The organism is Mycolicibacterium lacusdiani (assembly GCF_021916785.1).
Taxonomy (GTDB): domain Bacteria; phylum Actinomycetota; class Actinomycetes; order Mycobacteriales; family Mycobacteriaceae; genus Mycobacterium; species Mycobacterium lacusdiani.
This window is the reverse complement of sequence record NZ_JAKCFC010000004.1, coordinates 94672-110744: the sequence shown is the minus strand read 5'-3', so window position 1 is coordinate 110744 and position 16073 is coordinate 94672. Positions and strand designations below refer to the sequence as shown.

The window sequence follows — 16073 nt, the reverse complement described above, 5'->3', positions numbered from 1 at the left end:
GCAATGCAACCCATGTCTCACAACCCCGCGGCGGTCGGCATCGGCGGCCAGGTGGTCGCAAATGGCGCCCGCGGACTGGCAGGCGGAACGGCCGCAAGTGCCGAGGTAACAGTACTTATGCCGGCCGGTGCGGACGAGGTATCCCTGCAGGCGGCGATGGCGTTCGCCACCGAGGGTGCACAGGCTCTTGCCCTCAACGCATTCGCGCAGGAAGAGCTGTCCCGCACCGGTGCGGCCTACATGGAAATCGGTGGCATTTACACGACGGTCGACGGCGAGAACGCCGCCGTCCTGTCGTAATAACCACATCAACTCTTAATTGATTTCGGGCTCAGCAAACAATGTCTGCAATCGCTGCTATTCCCACCATGCTGTGGCATGCCATGCCGCCGGAGGTCAACACCTCCCGGCTGATGCTCGGCGCCGGTCCTGCGCCCATGATGCAGGCCGCCGCCGGGTGGGAAGCGCTCGCGATCCTGCTCGAGACGCAGGCAGACGAGCTGATGAGCAGCCTGTCGGCTTTGCAGGGAGCGTGGTCGGGCGCGGCAGGTGAGCGTGCGGTCCAAGCGACCATGCCGGTCGTCGCTTGGCTGCGCACGACCGCCATGCAGGCGCAGAAGCGCGCCTTGCAGGCGACGGCGCAGGCAACGTCGTACACCGCAGCGCTGATGGCGACGCCTCCGCTGCCCGAAATCGAGATGAACCACGTGACGCGCGCGACCCTGCACGCCACGAACTTCCTCGGCGTGAACACCGTGCCCATCGGTATCAACGAGGCCGACTACTTCGTCCGGATGTGGAATCAGGCGGCGTTCACGATGGACGCCTACCAGGCCGAGACCACGGCGAACACCCTGTTCGAGCCGATCCTGCCGCTCAAGCCGGTCGTCATTCCGGGGGTCGGGCAGGGAGCACTCGGCGCGGCAGCGGGCCGGGTGGCCGCGATGGCGCCGGGGGCGGTGGTCCGCGAGCTGTCCATCGCCACGGTCAGCGCACGGGCGAAGGTCGAGTCCGCCGCGCTGCACGGTGGCCGGGCGGCCAGCATGGCGAACCACGCGGGCACGCGTGCCGAGGGGCAGGCCCAGAAGGCCGAGAACGCGGCTCAGCAGAACCCGATGCAGGGCGCTCAGCAAGGCGTCCAGATGGCGATGCAGATGGGTTCCCAGCTCGGGTCGATGGCGATGCAGGCCCCGCAGCAGGCCACTCAGATGGTGACGCAGCCGCTGCAGCAACTGACGGGGCCGCTGCAGCAGATGTCGTCGATCTTCGGCCAAATGGGCGGGGGCAATGCACAACCCGCTCAGATCGGCCTGATCGGTGCCAGCCCGTTCTCGAATCACCCGCTGGTGGGCGGTTCGGGTGCCAGTGCCGGAGCCGGTCTGGTTCGGGCGGCATCGTTGCCCGGCATGGGCGGCTCGATGGCGCAGACGCCGCTGATGGCCAACCTGGTCGGCAGCACGGAGAAGGTGCCGATGGGTGCGGGTGCCGGTGGGTCGGGGGCCGGTCTCGCTCCGGTCAACGGTGCAGGCGGCGGTGGGCCGATGGGTCACATGGGTCAGAACAAGAAGAGCGGCGGCTCCAAGCAGGGCTTGCAGGCGCCGTCACCACTCGCTCACGACCTGAGCGAGGACGAGGACGACGACTGGTGAGTCGTCCACGACACAAGACTTCCCGGCCCAAGGGGGCGGAAGGACTCGCCATTTCCCGTGGTGAGGACACAGGAAAAGAGAAAAGGTAAACACCGATGGCACAGATGAATACCGATGCCGCTGTCCTCGCCAAGGAGGCAGCCAACTTCGAGCGCATCTCCGGAGAACTCAAGGGCGTCATCGCCCAGGTCGAGTCGACGGCGGGCTCGCTCGCCGGCCAGTGGCACGGCCAGGCGGGAACTGCCGCACAGGCTGCGCTCGTCCGCTTCCACGAGGCTGCCCAGGCGCAGATCCAGCAGCTGAACGACATCTCGGGCAACATCCACACGTCCGGCACCCAGTACACGTCGACCGACGAGGATCAGACCTCGGCGCTGACGACCGCAATGAACCTCTGATCCAGACCAACCGAACTCAGAAACGGAGACATGAACATGGGTGAACAGCTTTGGAACTTCGCCGGCATCGAGGGTGGCTCGGGCGAGATTCAGGGATCGGTCGCGACGACCGCGGGTCTGCTCGACGAGGGCAAGGCGTCGCTCGGCGCCCTGGCCGCAGTCTGGGGCGGCTCGGGCTCGGAGGCCTACCAGGCCGTGCAGATGCGCTGGGACGAGGCATCTCTCGAGCTGAACAACGCACTGCAGAACCTGGCGATGACCATCAGCGAGGCCGGCCAGACCATGGCGCAGACCGAAGCCGGCGTCACCGGGATGTTCGCGTAGCACCACGAGGCATGGAGGTGGGCGGGGCGGGTCCGAGCCGTCTGGCTGGACCGTCTCGCCCACCTCGCTTCGCGCTCAATCGTCTTCCAACCCCGAGAGGCACACATGTCGGCGGACTATGACCGGCTCTTCCACTCGTCCGAGGCCGCAGAGGCCGGCGACGACGAGACGACGACCGTGGATCCCAAGGCCGTACAAGCCGCCCTGGCTGCTTCGTCGACGCCAATGCCCATCGGTACCAACCCCGTTGACCCGATGCCGCTGACGCCGACCCAGTCCACCGCTGCACCTCCACCGCGGTCGACCGAGGTCACCACGCAGATCCCGCCGACGCGTGCGGCCGGGCAGTCGCGCGTCCAGCCCAACGGCATGATGCGCAGCCCGCAGGGCCAGGGTCACGCCGGAGCCCGCTACGAACAGCCGCGCTCGGCGCCGCAGCCGCAGCCGCGGCAGGCCGCTGCCCCGGCGCCGTCTCAGCACTTCCTCGATCAGGTCGACAATCCCGGCGCATGGACCGGCGGCCAGCCGGCCGTGTCGTCTGCTGCGTCGATGGGCAACCACCGGGCGATCGACGCACTGTCACACGTGGGTGTCCGCTCCGCGGTCAAGATGCCGTCGAAGAAGGGCTGGCGCCGCTTCCTCTACCTGCTCACCCGGATCAACGTCGGGTTGTCGCCCGACGAGATGTACGAACTCGAGTTGTTCGCGCGGATCCGTCGCAACGCCCGCGACTCGTACCAGATCGGCGTGCTGGGCCTGAAGGGCGGCGTCGGCAAGACCGCGACGACCGTCGCCCTCGGCTCGGCGCTGAGCAAGATTCGCGGTGACCGGATCTTGGCCGTCGACGCCGATCCCGACGCCGGCAACCTGGCGGACCGCGCCGGACGCCAGTCCGCGGCGACGATCGCGGACCTGTTGTCGGACAAGGAATTGGCGCGGTACAACGACATCCGCGCTTACACCAGCATGAACGGCTCGAACCTCGAGGTGCTCTCGTCCGACGAGTACAGCGGCGCGCGTCGCGAGTTCAACGAAGAGGACTGGTCCGCCGCCGTCGGCATCGTGTCGCGCTACTACAACCTGGTGCTCGCCGACTGCGGCGCCGGGCTGTTCCAATCGGGCTCGCGCGGCGTCCTGTCGACCGTGTCCGGGCTGGTGATCGTGGCCAGTGCGTCGATCGACGGCGCCCGCCAGGCCGCGGTCACGATGGACTGGCTGCGTCAGAACGGGTATCAAGATCTGATGGGTAGGTCCTGCGTCGTCATCAACCACGTCGTGCCGGGCAAGCCGAACATCGACGTCGACGATCTCGTCCAGCAGTTCGAGCGGCACGTTCCGCCCGGCCGGGTCATCGTGTTGCCCTGGGACAAGCACATCGCGGCGGGCACCGAGATCCAGCTGGAGCTGTTGAGCAACACCTTCCGCCGCCGGATCGTGGAGTTGGCTGCGGCGCTGTCGGACGACTTCGACAGGCTCGAGCGGCGTTGACCACCACGGCGGCTGCACCCAATACGTCGGGCGTGACGCCCGGCAGGCCGTCGACTACCCGGGTCACGATCCTGACCGGCAAGCGCATGACCGATCTGGTCCTGCCGGCGGCTGCTCCGGTGGAGGCCTACATCGACGAGACGGTGTCGTTCCTCGCCGATCTCCTCGAGGATTCGCCGAAGGACGTCCTGGCGGGCTTCGACTTCAAGGCCCAAGGAGAGTGGGCGTTCGCGCGCCCGGGAGCGCCGCCGCTGAAGGTCTCGGAGTCACTGGACGAGGCGGGCGTGGTCGACGGATCGCTGCTGACTTTGGTCTCGGTCAGCCGCACCGAGCGGTACCGGCCTCTGGTCGAGGACGTCATCGACGCGATCGCAGTGCTCGACGAGTCACCGGAGTTCGACCGCACGGCACTGAACCGCTTCGTCGGCCTGGCCATCCCAGCCGTGTGCCTGGTGTTGACCGTCGCGGCCATGCGCGCGTGGGACGCGACCGGGCGCAGCTGGTGGTGGACGCTGGCGATCGGCGTGCTTGGCCTGGCTGTGCTGGGCGGCAGCATGCTGGCGAAGAACCGGTACCGGAACGTCGACATGTGCGAGAGCCTGCTGGTGGCGTCGATGCCGCTGCTGGCCGGTGCCGTCGCCCTCGCCGTTCCGATCCCGCGGGGCATCGAGGGGCTGGGGGCGCCGAACGTCGCCGGTGCCGCGGCCGTCGTGCTGCTGCTGGTGCTGGCCACCCGCGGCGGACCACGCAAGCGCGCCGAGATCGCATCGTTCCTGGCGGTGACGGCGATCGCCATCACCGCCGCGGCAGTCGCCTTCGGGTACGGCTGGTCCTACTGGGTTCCTGCAGGCGCCATCGCCTTTGGGCTGATCGTGGTGACGAACGCGGCGAAGCTGACCGTCGCCGTCGCGCGCATCGCGTTGCCTCCGATCCCCGCGCCCGGTGAGACGGTGCACAACGACGAACTGCTGGACCCGGTGTCGGCGCCCGAGCCGACCGACGAGGAATCACCGACCTGGCAGGCGATCATCGCGTCGGTGCCGGAGTCGGCGGCTCGACTCACCGAGCGCAGCAAGCTCGCGAAGCAGCTGCTGATCGGCTTCGTGAGCGCCGGCGCGACGGTGCTCGCCGCAGGTGCGATCACCGTGGTGGTGCAGGGCCACTTCTTCATGCACAGCCTGATCGTCGCGGGACTGGTGACGGCCACCTGCGGGTTCCGGTCGCGGCTGTACGCCGAACGATGTTGTGCGTGGGCGCTTCTCGCGGCCGCGGTGGTCGTTCCGACCGGCGTCGCGGTCCGGTTGTCCAACTGGTATCCGGAGTCGGCGTGGCTGGTGCTGACGCTGTACGCCGGGCTCGGCATCGTCGCGCTGATCATCGTGGGTGCGACCGACAGCGTGCGACGGGTGTCGCCGGTGACCAAGCGGATCCTCGAACTGCTCGACGGCGTGGCGATCGCGGCGGTGATCCCGCTGCTGCTCTGGATCGCCAGCGTCTACGACGTGCTGCGGAACCTGCGGTTCTGACATGGGTATCGGTAGCGGCGCAGGCGACACGCTTCGGGTCGACCCGGAGATGCTGTCACAGTTGGGTTCACAGCTCGAGACGTCGGCGCGGGCCTTGCCGGAGGCGCCCGCCGCGTTCACGGTGACGGGAAGCGATGCGATCTCCGCGGCGATCGCGGAGAAGCTGCCCGCGCTGGAGACGCCGATCATCGAGGGTCTGCCCGCGGTGAAGCAGGCTGCGGCGCAGACGGCGTCCAACATCGTCGCGGCGGCGGGCAAGTACCAGGGCACCGACGAGGAACTGGCTGCGGCGTATGAGAAGCAGCAGTTCGGTGGCGGTAGCGCCGGCGGGGCTGCTGGTGGGGCTGCGGGCGTGGCGGCCGGTTCTCCTGGCGCCGGCGCGGCTGGTGCCGGGGGCGGCGCGATGGGTCAGATGAGCCAGCTGATGAGCACGCCCATGCAGATGGCGAGCCAGGCCGCGCAGATGCCGCAGCAGGCGATGGGTGCCGTGAGTCAGGTACCGCAAGCCGGTATGCAGGGCGCGCAGCAGATCGTGCAGATGGCCACCGGTGCGGGCAAGGACGCCGGTGGCGCCACCGATGCGCAGGCTGCCGCGCGCCAGGCCGACGAGCGTGAGCGCGACGAGGCGGCCGGCGGCAAGCACCGCGAGCGCGCGCCGATAGACGAAGCGCCCGTGAGTGATTCAGCAGTGCCCGATAGCGGCGCCGGTCCGCGGCATGCGGCGCCGGATACGCCTGTCGACCTTAAGCTGCGTCGCCCAGTGTGAACCCGACGACGTTCTCGGGCGATATTCGTCGTGACGTTCACACTCGGCAGGTGGGTCGGACGGGCACGATGTCGACCAACTCATCGAGACCGAGAGTGTCGTCGTGTTACGCGTGTAGAGCCGCGCGGAGTGCGCGTGGGCTGTCGCGGCGATGAGAAGTCTTGTCGATCGTGCTCGCGCCAGACGTCCGGCCTCGACGACCGCCGCGGTGATCTGTCGTCCGTTTCGATGACCACGCTGGTATCCAGAACAGCCCTCACTGACGGGCCCATGGGTCACGCACGTCAGGGGCCACCATCTCGCGATCGGCGTCCCAGTCAGGATCCGCAGGCCCTTCGAACAGTTCCGCGACGTCGGTCCACTGCCTCCAGGTGCGCGGAATCGCAGGCACGAGTCGCGCGGCTGAACGGCCGGCGACGGTGATTTCTTCGCCCGCCTCGACCCGGCGAACGAGGTCCGAGGCGTTTCGCCGCAGTTTGCGCAGACCGACGAACTTCATCAGTCCACCGTAGCGCTGTGCTACGTACGGAGCCGCTACCGCAGTGCGGCATCGAGCAGGGTCTGCGCCGCTTCGCGCGCGTAATCACCGCTGCTGAGCTTCTACGCCGACACCGTGCGCGCCGAACTCGGGGTGGCCGAGCGAAAACTATTGGTCGGCATCGCATTCGGTTACGCCGACGAATCCGCAGCAGTGAACACCCTGCGGGTCCCGAGGGCCGAACTCGCCGCGACGACGCGATTTCGCCGTTGAGCCGTGTTGGCCGGCTAAGGCGCTTCCGCGCTAGCTGGTCGATCGCAGTTGTCCGGGCTCCTCGATGATGTCGCGGCGATAGCGGCGCGCGGCGAGCGCGTAGCAGCCGATCGCCACGAGCTGCATGGTCGGTACCAGGATCAGCAGTGCGCGGCCCAGTGCCTGCGGGCCGAGGTCGGCGGTCAGTGCATCGCTGATCACACCGGTCAGGAACGGCCCGACCGCGCCCAGCGTCGCGTTGAAGAACAAGAAGATGGCGGACGCGGTAGCGCGCTGTTCGGGGAGCACCAGTCGCTGGATGGCCGCGATGGACGGCGCCAGATACGCGGTGCCGATGACGTACGCCAGTGCCAGTAGCCACACGCATAACGTGCGGCTCTCGACCACGAATGCCAACGCCGACGCAGGCAGCAGGGCCGCGATGAGGATGACCACGATCCACAGCAACCAGCGCGGGTCGCGGGTGGCCAGCCGGTCGGCGATCCGCCCGACGATGAGCAGCCCAAGGACGCCGAGCAATCCAGTGGCCAGGCCGTACTCGATACCGACCTCGCCGAGCGACATGCCACGGGTACGCATCAGGAACGCAGGGGCGAAGGTGGTCAGCGAGTAGCCGGCCGCCGACACCAGCGCGGTGCCGGCCACCATGGCCAAGAAGCTGGGTTTGCGTAGAAGATCCCACCAGTTCAGCGCAGCGGCGCGATCTCGCGGCGGTGGGGTGGGCAGGGTCTGGCGGCGGCCCAACACCCACAGCACCAGGGGTGCCAACAGAACACTGATCCCGCCCATCACGACGAAAGCCGCGCGCCAGCCCATGCTCTCGGCGAGCAGACCGCCGCCGAGCAGACTGGCGGCGCTGGCCAGCGGTATGGACATGGTGATGACCGCCAGCGGAGCCGACCGCTTCTCCGGGACGAAGTTGCGCGCCACGTAGGCGTGGGCTGCCGGTGTGCTGCCCGCCTCGCCGACGGCCACGCCGACGCGGGTCAGCGCTAACTGGAAGCCGGACTGCACCGCGCCGCCCAGCATGGTCATCGATCCCCACAGTGTCAGGCAGCCGGCGATGACCGCGCCGAATATGCCACGGTCGGCGACCCGCGCGATCACGATGCCCAGCACGGCGTAGACGATGAGGAACCCGAAACCGTTGATGACGCCGATTGCCGTGTCGGACAACGCCAGTTCCTGCTTGATCGGCTCGGCCAACACGCCCGGCAGGAAGCGGTCGACGTAGTTGAGGGTGCCGACCAGGGCGAGCACCGCGACGGCAGCCCACGCGCGAGTTGGTCCGTGCGTGGCCAGGGGTTCGGGCGCAGCGGTGTCCCGCGGTGTCGACATGGTCCTCCTCGGAAATCCGCCACAGGTCGGCGAAGAGGCGCTCGTCACCTCGTCATGAGACTGTAGGCGGCACGTTCCTCCCGAGGCGCCGAAGCTATCCCGTCGAAGGGGCCGCTGCGTGATGCCTTCGTCGAGAACCCAGCTGAACATCGAGGAGACGCCATGACGAGGACGAGAGCCAACGCGAGGGCGTGGGCGGTGGTGTCGGTGATCGCCCTATTCGGGACCTACGTTGCAGTCATCCTGGCGTACGGGCTCGCGGGACGCGCCGACGCCCCTGACGATCAAAGGCCCGCCCCCAACGGTGCGCTGGTGTACCTCGACGTCGATGCCGTATCGGGGGAGACGTTCTCGCTCGAGACCCGAGTTGCGGTGTATCCGGGGGCGGACCTGCTGAACCCCGAGGGCGACCTGCGCGACGACCTGACCGTCCAGGTCAGTCCCGCCGCGAGCGCAGACTCATTGACGTTCGCACGCGGCACGCGCGTGGGCTCACAACCGGTCAGCCTCTACGCCGACGGGGACATCCGACAGTGGCCATTCGACACGTACCAGACATCGGACGTGCAGGTGCTGGCGTTCACCGGTACAAGCGGGGCTCGGGTGGCCGTACCGGTCCAGGTGGCCGTCACCGACTCGGTGACCTCCTGGGCGGTGCACGCGCGGCAGGCCGACTCCGGCCCGGGGCAGGCTCTCGACATCCACGTCGCACGCACGGGCCCGACGATTGGCTTCGGCATCGCGATGTGCGTGGTGCTGCTGATCCTGCCGATCTGCACGCTCCTCGTGTCGATCCTGACGCTGCGCGGCCGCAAGCAGTTTCTTCCGCCGATCGTCACGTGGTTCGCGGTGATGCTGTTCGCCGTCCTGCCCCTCCGCAACTTGTTCCCCGGGTCGCCACCGATCGGATCGTGGGTCGACTACACCGTGGTGCTGTGGGTGGTCGTGGGTCTGGCCACCTCGCTCGCGCTGTACGTGGCCGCGTGGTGGCGACAGGCGCCCTAGCCGCCCGGCTCTGAAGGCGTTGAGGGCCAGAGAGCCCCGCTCCCAGTTCATCTGGCGGTCGACACCCCCGTCGTAGGCGGCGTTGGGGTACGCGAGCGCCGTGAGATGGCATGCAGCTGAACTAAATACACAGCCCCGACTTTGGAACCGGGTGAACTCAGAAAGGGGGGCTCGCCACTACTGCTCAACCCCGCTGTACATGGCCCCTGGCGGCTGGGCCAGCAGCGCTTTTACTGCCCTGGTTTCGGCGTCGGCCAGTACTTCGTCCAACCCGAACTCTAGGCCGTCGAGTGCCTGGCGGATCACGTCGGCAGGGTTGTTCTTGGGCATGTCGATGCCGTCCAGCATGTCGGTGTCGGTGGCTGACAGGTGTAGTCCGAGAACTTGGGTGCCTTGGCCTGCCAACTCGAGTCGAGTGCTGTTGGTCAGCTGCCACTCGGCGGCCTTGGCCGCGGCGTAAGCGCCGTTGCCGGGGAACACTTGAAAGGATCCGATCGACAGGACGTTGAGGATGGCGCCACCGCCGTTGCGTGCCAGGATTGGCGCGAAGGCGCGTGTCACCGACAGTGTGCCCCAGAAATGGGTGGCTAGTTCGAGGCGGATGGCATCGAGATCACCCGAGACGAGGTTCTGCATCGTGGCGACGCCGGCATTGTTGATCACCAGGTCGACGTCAGTGGCAGTGCCGGCGAGGTCGACTACGGTCGCGTCGTTGGTGATGTCGAGGTAGGTGGGCACGATGCGCGTGTCGCCTCCGGCAATGGTTTCCGGTCGCCGCGTTGCGGCGTAGACCTTGGCGGCGCCTCGCTCGATCAACTGGCGGACGAACTCCGCACCCAACCCTCGGTTGGCACCGGTCACCAGGGCCGTCGCGTTTCGTAGTTCCACTCTTCGACTTTAGAATGTGACGTCAGTGTCAGGTTCAAGCGATCGGCAAGTGACATGGCGCACAGTCATTTTCGACGAGAGACGCCTCACTGACTGTGACCCGCTATGTCGGGATCTGGAGGCCCGCGTAGTCATCGGGTGTTCAGAGCCGAGCACGGCACCCGACACCGCCGCTCGACACGGACTACCGAACACCGGCCGTGGACGCTGCCGTCTGCAGGTCAGACGCTGGCGTCTGCGCCGCTTGCTTCCCACATCAGCACGCTCAGGTGTTGCCAGTAGACCCAGTCTGCGATCGCGGCGCGTTGTACCTCGGCGTCGACAGCCGTGTGCGCGCGGTAGAGCGCTTGCTCCTGGGCATGCTCGGCGTAGTTGATGAACGCCTGCAGGTGCACGCCGACGCGTTCGGGGGAGGTGCTCATCAGTGGCTTGATGAGCTCGAACCACAGGACGTTCGACTTGTCTTCTGGCGCTGCAGTGTTGGCCGGCGCGGGTGGGAGTAGTTCGGTGAGGTCTGCGTTCGGTACCGAGGCAAGCCGCGCGGCGGCGCTGGGTGCGATGACCTCGAGGCGGCAACGGCCCTCCATCTGGCCGCTTTCGGGGATGTCGTCGGGTCGCAGGACGATCTTGGCGGTGCCCGGATCGAAGCTCGCGAACTGCTCCTCGGTCGCGATGACGGCGCGCAGTTTCTGGCCGTGAGCCTGAGCCCAGCCCTGGATGGCGAGGATGGGGTAGGTCGCCCACTTGGCGCGTTCCTGCGGCGGCAGGGTCTCGTCGGCGGTGGCCATGGTGACGTGGGCGGGCAGGTTGACGCCCTCGGGGATGTAGGCCAGCCCGTAGCTGTTGGCCACGACGATGGAGCCGTCGGCGGTGAGCCCGGTGACCCAGTAGAACCCGAAGTCGCTGACGCCGATGTTGAGCGCTGCGGCGATGCGACGAGCCGTGATCAGCGCGGCGTTGCCGTTCTTCTTGCGGTTCATGGCTCCGCCCGCGGACGCCGATGCGATCGCGTCGCGTTCCATGCGCGCCGTCGAAACCGGCACGGGCGCTGCGCCTACCGCGCCGGCATCGTTGCGTCCCGTGGATGCCGGGTTGACGCCGGGCCCGCCCGGTCCGGCGGCCGCCGCTGGGTTGGCTCCTGCACCGCCGCCGGGCGGCCCAGTAGGTGCAGCGGGTGTCGGCGTACTTGGGGGAGCGAGCGGCATGGGCGGTGGAGGCGGGCTTGCTGGCGCAGCACCGGACGGCGCACCGCCACCCGCCGCGCCACCGCCGGCGGAAGTGCCCGCGCCGCCACTCATGCCACCGCCGCTGCCGCCACCGGACGCACCGGCCGGAGCATGCGTGCTGGCGGCTGGCTCGGTTGGCATGACGGGCGGAGTCACCGGTTGCAGCGGACTGGCCGGTGTAACCGGCTGCTGCGCAAGGGGAACCGCTTTGTTGGTTGCCTCCACGGCCTTGGCCGCGTCAGGAGCCCCGCCACCGCTCGCGCCGCGCCCGGGTTCTGCGCCTGCCTCGGGGCGAGCGCCGGTGCTTGGGCCTTGCTGGGAGTCCTTGCTGCCTGTGGCGGGCTTGGCGTCTTGGGTTGTTGAACCGCTGGTGGATTGGGCGCTGGAGGAGGATGTGCCTCCGCTGCTGCCGGCGCTGAGTCCGGAGCTACCACCCCCGCCTGGGGTACTGGTTTGCGACGGGGCACTACCTAGATTCGGAGAGTACGGTGCAGAAGGAACGGAAGCTGGATCAGTGCTCACCTGACCGCGTGGCGAAGTACTAGTTCCGGCGGCGCTCGAACCTGGAGCCCGTTGGGCTCCGCTTAGAGCGCTGTTTGCGGCTGGTGCTCCTTGAGGTGTTGCGCCGGTTGCAGTCGGTTTCGTTCCGCTAGAGACAACGCCTCCCATTGGAACGTTAGTGCCGCTCGGAGCTCCCTCTGGAGGCTTACCGGAAGTCTGTCCGCCAACTGGTGTGCCCACGGCAGGTTCAGACCCACTGGAGGAGGGTCGTTCTACGGTGCCTCTACTCCAAAGACTCTTGTCTGCACCATGTTGCGGGGCGTTCGTGCTCGGCGCCCCACCGCTACCTTCATTGGCCGACGACTGTGTTCCTACGCCAGGGCGACGGCTGATGGCTTCGATTTCCCGCGTCGCGTTGTCCAGAACCGAACTCTCATAAGCGCGATCTACTTTCAGCGCGTCAGCTGCGCGTTGAACGACGGTCTGATTCTGGCGAAGGGCTTCCTCGACAATGTCGTCAACTCGCTGTTCGAGGTCCTGCTGATTAGCGAACGATTGGATGTCCAAGCTATCGATTTCGCTCTGGGCAACGTTGCAGATGGCGATTATCTCGCTCTTGGCGGCGATAATCGACGCCTGCGCACGTATATGAAATAGGATCGCGTTCGCAAGTTGCGACTGTATAGATTCCATCGACCGCAAATGCTGGGCCACGCGCAGGTCCGCCGCGTTCGATCCAGATCCAACCCAGGTGTTGCCGTCGAAGAGGGAAGTAGTGGTCAGGCGCCAAGCATCCAAGGTCTTCTGCAGGGAAGTTAGCTTGGCGGTCAACGTCTTCGTCTCCACGCCATGCTGATCCTCATCGCCCTCTGGCCATGCCCCAGGGGGTACGGTCATTTGGCCCTTATGTCCATCAACTGGGCGACCCAGCGTGCTCACTCGGAGCTACTCCGGGGCTGCATCGCATGCACCAATCATGGTTTGATTGAACTGATACGCGGCGAAAGTGAGCCAACTGTCCGCCGACGTATAAGAATCGCCTGCGGATATGAATGCGCGTAGGTACACGGTAGCGGCGGCAGTGAAGTCTTCAAACACAGAGCTGTCACTCTCGCGACCCAAAGCTAAAAGACTGTCTGCCCACTTCGTCATTGCGTCGAGGGCTGAGCGGTGCGCTTCACGTTGCTGGGGTGACCACTGGGACGCGGCCAAGTCAGTGTCAACAGCTTGCCATTCTCTGGTCGCGTCGTTGTACTGTTCGGACAATTGCGTAAGTCCTGCACAAGAAGGTAGGCGCTGCGGCATGAATATCGCGGATGCAGGAGAGTCGGGTAACGCTGGAGCGGATTGTGGCGGATCAATTGGCGATACGCCAAGTGATCTACCTGCCGCACCGTTGTCAATCGCCGTGCAAATCGCCAACAGTGTTGCCATAGTGCCAACGCTGGTCGAGGCCAGAGCATTGTCCCGTGGCTCGTACTTAGGAATCGCAGCCACATATGCACGGCTATACGCAATAAACTGCTCATATAGCTCGCGGGTTACCCGGTGGGGGGTTTGCGATACAAGGGGGAGCGCTTGATCTGCGGCATTGCGCATCGCCGTGGACACTGACTCCAGCTGTTCTCGCTCTGCATCGGTCCACTCGCTTGAAGGTCCCAGACTAGAACGCGTTTCAGACCAACCCTTCGAATGGACCTCTGCGAGAGCATCATTGATACGAATGAACGCCTCGCACGTCGGTTCTTCCGTGATGATCTCGACGGGCCCAGTGTCGTTGGCACTAGCGATGTCTGACGGAACATCTGATGTCGGCGGAGTCGATGGGCCATCCCCGTCGCGCGTGAACAGCAGGGTTGCGCCGATCGTCACGCCGATCACCAAGAGCACGGCAATCGCGACCAACAACCACTTCGTTGCTCCGCCACTCTTCTGAGGCGGAGGAGGCGGCTGCTGCCATTGGCCCTGCGGCGGATATGGCTGTTGCCCTGAGTACGGCTGATAACCCGGCGGCGAGCCATACTGCGGCTGATTGGGCGGCTGCGGCCCTGGCGGCGGGGGAGGCCATCCGCCCTGAGGAGGCATGCTCATGCGCGCGCCTCCGTGGTCGACGTCCTCATTTCCGAACCCCCGCGAGATCGAGTGCGTATTCGATGGTGTTCACCGATGGCCACTTTCTCCACAGTAAGTCAGAAGTCGATGTCGGCAACACGCCAATTCGCACTCGAATGCCTCTCGTCGGGACGCCGAAGTTCACCATCGGCCCACGTCCTCACCCTCGCCGGTGATCTCGGCGACCACCGAGTCGATCCGCTCCCGGTCCGCCTCAATGGAGGCCGAAGCTTCCGCCGTAGCGTTCTGCAGCGCTTCGTTGATTCGGGCCTCGACCACCTCGGCGCCCAGTCGCAGCAGCCCGTCCTCGATGTAGACGTCGGTCAGCCAGCTGTGCCCGTTCAGCGTCACCTCGACCGTCTTGGTCTCGTCCATCGCCGTGAACGTCTGCTGGTTCATCTTCGCCAGTTGATCGTCCATCAGCGACTGCAGCCGTTGCGCTTGCTGCAGCACGGCGAGCACCTGCGGGTGCATCTCCTCGGTCACTTGGCTTCCTTGTCGCCGCTATCCCGGCGTCGTGGCCGGTTTCCAATCACGCCCTCGGTCCACGCCCGATCTTCCTCGTAGAGCGTCTCGTCGGGCGACGTGCCAGGCGAGCGCTTTTTCTCGGACGCGCCACCCTGACCATGGCCGGCGCCGTGCATCGGCATGCCACCTCCCATACCCATGCCGCCCATGCCACCGGCGGCACCGCCACCAGCTGCCGCACCTCCGGCGGGGCCCGTCGCACCACCGCCCGCACCCGGGCCCACGGAAACGCTCCCGACGTTGGGCTGCAGCGGCATTGGGCCACCGCCGCCCCCGCCTCCGCCGGAGCCACCGCCCGAACCGCCACCGGATCCGCCGCCTCCGGCCGACGCCGGGCTCAATGTCGGGTCGTCGAGCATCGGAAGATCGGTCGGCGGTCCGCCGCCGAGATCGGGGAGGCCGGGCATCCCGCCACCTGGCGGAGAACCACCACCGGCGGGAGCGCCGCCTCCGCCGGTGGGCGATCCGCCACCACCAGCAGGGGTCCCGCCGCCGCCCGCCTGACCGCCCGGCGACGGCTGGGCCTGAGCTGCGGCTGGCGAGACGGGTACGTCACCCGGCGCTGGCTGTGATTGCGGCTGCTGTTCACCCCGTGGCGCACCGCCGCCGCCACCGCCAGAGCGCTCACTGTCCCCTTCGTCCTTACCGGGTCCGCCAGGTGGCTGAGGTGGTTGTGGCGGCGTTACCGTGCCCGTCGGCACCGGGCACATGGGCGGCTTCGGCAGTTTGAGTGGTTTCCCAGCCGCCCGGCCTACGTAGCCTTGAAGTACCTCCTCCGAGCGTTCCTGCATCTTCTGACGCAGCTTGAGGAGCTGCATCTGCTCGTTGACGTCGCGGGACAACAGGATCCGTGCGTCCAAGTCCTTCACCTGGGCGAGCTTCGGATGAGCGTCTGCCGCACTCCTATGCGTCTCCGCGAGGTCGCCGGCCTCATCGGCGAGTTGGCGGGATGCGTCTGCCATCTCCTGCAACCACTTCCGATGCCGGGCGAGGGCTTCCAATGCTGCCTCCGCCGCTCCGCCCTCCCACGACGCACCGGCCCACTCGAATACGGCTGACTCTGCCTTCAGCGCAGCGGCGAAGCTCTCCCACTGCCCCTGGAAGGCACCGAGTGAAGCAGCCTGATCAGGCGCCTCCATTTCGGCTGCAGCCTGATCGACCATCAGGAAAGACGACGTGGGGCACTGGTAAGTCGGCTCGGATGGGAGGGGAACCGACGGAGTCATGGGCCCCCCGGGCTGCACGGGTCCGATCGATGTCGATGGCTCGCCGAACCTGATTGCGCCGCCCGACTGATCGTCGACCTGTCGGTACGCTGCAGCTGCCGAGAGCAACGACTCCGCGATCCGGACCGCTTCGACGTGGCCGGTCACCGCGTAACCGCGTAGTGCCTCCGCCTTCTTGTTGAGTTCGCCCACCGCGGTTCGCGCGACCTGCAATGCACACGGCGGCAGCGGCTGGCCCGGCGCCGCCGGCATCGGCTTGCGAATCTCGGCGGCCTTGGCCTCCAGCTCGGCCGGATCGACCTTCACTTCCCCCGACATGTCTCCTCCTACGGCTCCCCGTGACTGGC

Annotated in this window: 17 protein-coding genes; 10 read left to right on the top strand and 7 right to left on the bottom strand. The window is 67.0% G+C overall.

Annotation, left to right across the window (positions count from 1 at the left end):
• Positions 1-3: 3 nt before the first annotated feature.
• From LOK44_RS14175 to LOK44_RS14145, 7 genes are all read left to right on the top strand, one after another.
• The gene (locus LOK44_RS14175; protein ID WP_237570705.1) at positions 4-300 is read left to right on the top strand and encodes a PE family protein; all 297 of its coding nucleotides are present in this window, start codon (positions 4-6) and stop codon (positions 298-300) included.
• Between the two features lie 68 nt (positions 301-368).
• A complete protein-coding gene (locus LOK44_RS14170) occupies positions 369-1649 on the top strand; it encodes a PPE family protein (protein WP_237570704.1) in 1281 nt (426 codons plus the stop codon).
• A gap of 95 nt (positions 1650-1744) precedes the next feature.
• Positions 1745-2047 (top strand): WXG100 family type VII secretion target, encoded by a 303-nt coding sequence (locus tag LOK44_RS14165; RefSeq protein ID WP_163919797.1) that lies wholly within the window; start codon positions 1745-1747, stop codon positions 2045-2047.
• Positions 2048-2083: 36 nt separating this feature from the next.
• On the top strand, positions 2084-2371 hold the full coding sequence (locus LOK44_RS14160) for a WXG100 family type VII secretion target (protein WP_163919796.1): 288 nt from the start codon (positions 2084-2086) through the stop codon (positions 2369-2371).
• A gap of 105 nt (positions 2372-2476) precedes the next feature.
• A complete protein-coding gene (locus LOK44_RS14155; RefSeq protein ID WP_237570703.1) occupies positions 2477-3859 on the top strand; it encodes a MinD/ParA family ATP-binding protein in 1383 nt (460 codons plus the stop codon).
• Positions 3856-5385 carry a type VII secretion integral membrane protein EccD gene (gene eccD, locus LOK44_RS14150; protein ID WP_237570702.1) on the top strand — a complete coding sequence of 510 codons (1530 nt, stop codon included), beginning with the start codon at positions 3856-3858 and terminating at the stop codon, positions 5383-5385. Before LOK44_RS14155 ends, eccD begins: the two co-directional genes overlap by 4 nt.
• A 1-nt stretch (position 5386) precedes the next feature.
• Positions 5387-6151 carry a hypothetical protein gene (locus LOK44_RS14145; RefSeq protein ID WP_237570701.1) on the top strand — a complete coding sequence of 255 codons (765 nt, stop codon included), beginning with the start codon at positions 5387-5389 and terminating at the stop codon, positions 6149-6151.
• A gap of 256 nt (positions 6152-6407) precedes the next feature.
• On the opposite strand, the gene LOK44_RS14140 is transcribed toward LOK44_RS14145, so the two are convergent.
• A complete protein-coding gene (locus LOK44_RS14140) occupies positions 6408-6650 on the bottom strand; it encodes a type II toxin-antitoxin system Phd/YefM family antitoxin (RefSeq protein WP_237570700.1) in 243 nt (80 codons plus the stop codon).
• A 114-nt stretch (positions 6651-6764) separates the two neighbouring features.
• Between LOK44_RS14140 and LOK44_RS14135 the strand changes: the two genes are divergently transcribed.
• The gene (locus LOK44_RS14135; RefSeq protein WP_237570699.1) at positions 6765-6902 is read left to right on the top strand and encodes a nitroreductase family protein; all 138 of its coding nucleotides are present in this window, start codon (positions 6765-6767) and stop codon (positions 6900-6902) included.
• A 30-nt stretch (positions 6903-6932) separates the two neighbouring features.
• Here the strand turns inward: LOK44_RS14135 and LOK44_RS14130 are convergent, their stop codons facing one another.
• The gene (locus tag LOK44_RS14130; RefSeq protein ID WP_237570698.1) at positions 6933-8240 is read right to left on the bottom strand and encodes a spinster family MFS transporter; all 1308 of its coding nucleotides are present in this window, start codon (positions 8238-8240) and stop codon (positions 6933-6935) included.
• Positions 8241-8402: 162 nt separating this feature from the next.
• Between LOK44_RS14130 and LOK44_RS14125 the strand changes: the two genes are divergently transcribed.
• On the top strand, positions 8403-9245 hold the full coding sequence (locus tag LOK44_RS14125) for a DUF4436 family protein (RefSeq protein ID WP_237570697.1): 843 nt from the start codon (positions 8403-8405) through the stop codon (positions 9243-9245).
• 177 nt (positions 9246-9422) lie between these two features.
• Here the strand turns inward: LOK44_RS14125 and LOK44_RS14120 are convergent, their stop codons facing one another.
• Positions 9423-10133: an SDR family oxidoreductase gene (locus LOK44_RS14120; RefSeq protein WP_237570696.1), complete on the bottom strand. Its 711-nt coding sequence runs from the start codon at positions 10131-10133 to the stop codon at positions 9423-9425.
• A 221-nt stretch (positions 10134-10354) separates the two neighbouring features.
• Positions 10355-11500: an EspK C-terminal domain-containing protein gene (locus tag LOK44_RS14115; RefSeq protein ID WP_237570695.1), complete on the bottom strand. Its 1146-nt coding sequence runs from the start codon at positions 11498-11500 to the stop codon at positions 10355-10357.
• Positions 11501-12169: 669 nt separating this feature from the next.
• Here LOK44_RS14115 and LOK44_RS14110 point away from each other — a divergent pair.
• Complete coding sequence (locus LOK44_RS14110; RefSeq protein ID WP_237570694.1) at positions 12170-12517, top strand: hypothetical protein; 348 nt, start codon at positions 12170-12172, stop codon at positions 12515-12517.
• Positions 12518-12805: 288 nt separating this feature from the next.
• Here LOK44_RS14110 and LOK44_RS14105 read toward each other — a convergent pair whose 3' ends face one another.
• The 3 genes from LOK44_RS14105 to LOK44_RS14095 form a co-directional block, all read right to left on the bottom strand.
• A complete protein-coding gene (locus tag LOK44_RS14105) occupies positions 12806-13765 on the bottom strand; it encodes an ESX-1 system-associated protein (protein ID WP_237570693.1) in 960 nt (319 codons plus the stop codon).
• Between the two features lie 348 nt (positions 13766-14113).
• Complete coding sequence (locus tag LOK44_RS14100) at positions 14114-14458, bottom strand: YbaB/EbfC family nucleoid-associated protein (protein WP_308192746.1); 345 nt, start codon at positions 14456-14458, stop codon at positions 14114-14116.
• Complete coding sequence (locus LOK44_RS14095; protein ID WP_237570692.1) at positions 14455-16044, bottom strand: PPE domain-containing protein; 1590 nt, start codon at positions 16042-16044, stop codon at positions 14455-14457. Before LOK44_RS14095 ends, LOK44_RS14100 begins: the two co-directional genes overlap by 4 nt.
• Positions 16045-16073 lie beyond the last annotated feature (29 nt).

Bases quoted from the DNA above. Each gene is read 5' to 3' on its own strand.
- LOK44_RS14115 (WP_237570695.1), bottom strand. From the start codon at position 11,500: ATGCCAACCGAGCCAGCCGCCAGCACGCATGCTCCGGCCGGTGCGTCC.
- LOK44_RS14170 (WP_237570704.1), top strand. From the start codon at position 369: ATGCTGTGGCATGCCATGCCGCCGGAGGTCAACACCTCCCGGCTGATG.
- LOK44_RS14165 (WP_163919797.1), top strand. From the start codon at position 1,745: ATGGCACAGATGAATACCGATGCCGCTGTCCTCGCCAAGGAGGCAGCC.
- LOK44_RS14110 (WP_237570694.1), top strand. From the start codon at position 12,170: ATGTTGCGGGGCGTTCGTGCTCGGCGCCCCACCGCTACCTTCATTGGC.
- LOK44_RS14095 (WP_237570692.1), bottom strand. From the start codon at position 16,044: ATGTCGGGGGAAGTGAAGGTCGATCCGGCCGAGCTGGAGGCCAAGGCC.
- LOK44_RS14125 (WP_237570697.1), top strand. From the start codon at position 8,403: ATGACGAGGACGAGAGCCAACGCGAGGGCGTGGGCGGTGGTGTCGGTG.
- LOK44_RS14160 (WP_163919796.1), top strand. From the start codon at position 2,084: ATGGGTGAACAGCTTTGGAACTTCGCCGGCATCGAGGGTGGCTCGGGC.
- LOK44_RS14140 (WP_237570700.1), bottom strand. From the start codon at position 6,650: ATGAAGTTCGTCGGTCTGCGCAAACTGCGGCGAAACGCCTCGGACCTC.
- LOK44_RS14130 (WP_237570698.1), bottom strand. From the start codon at position 8,240: ATGTCGACACCGCGGGACACCGCTGCGCCCGAACCCCTGGCCACGCAC.
- LOK44_RS14175 (WP_237570705.1), top strand. From the start codon at position 4: ATGCAACCCATGTCTCACAACCCCGCGGCGGTCGGCATCGGCGGCCAG.
- LOK44_RS14145 (WP_237570701.1), top strand. From the start codon at position 5,387: ATGGGTATCGGTAGCGGCGCAGGCGACACGCTTCGGGTCGACCCGGAG.
- LOK44_RS14155 (WP_237570703.1), top strand. From the start codon at position 2,477: ATGTCGGCGGACTATGACCGGCTCTTCCACTCGTCCGAGGCCGCAGAG.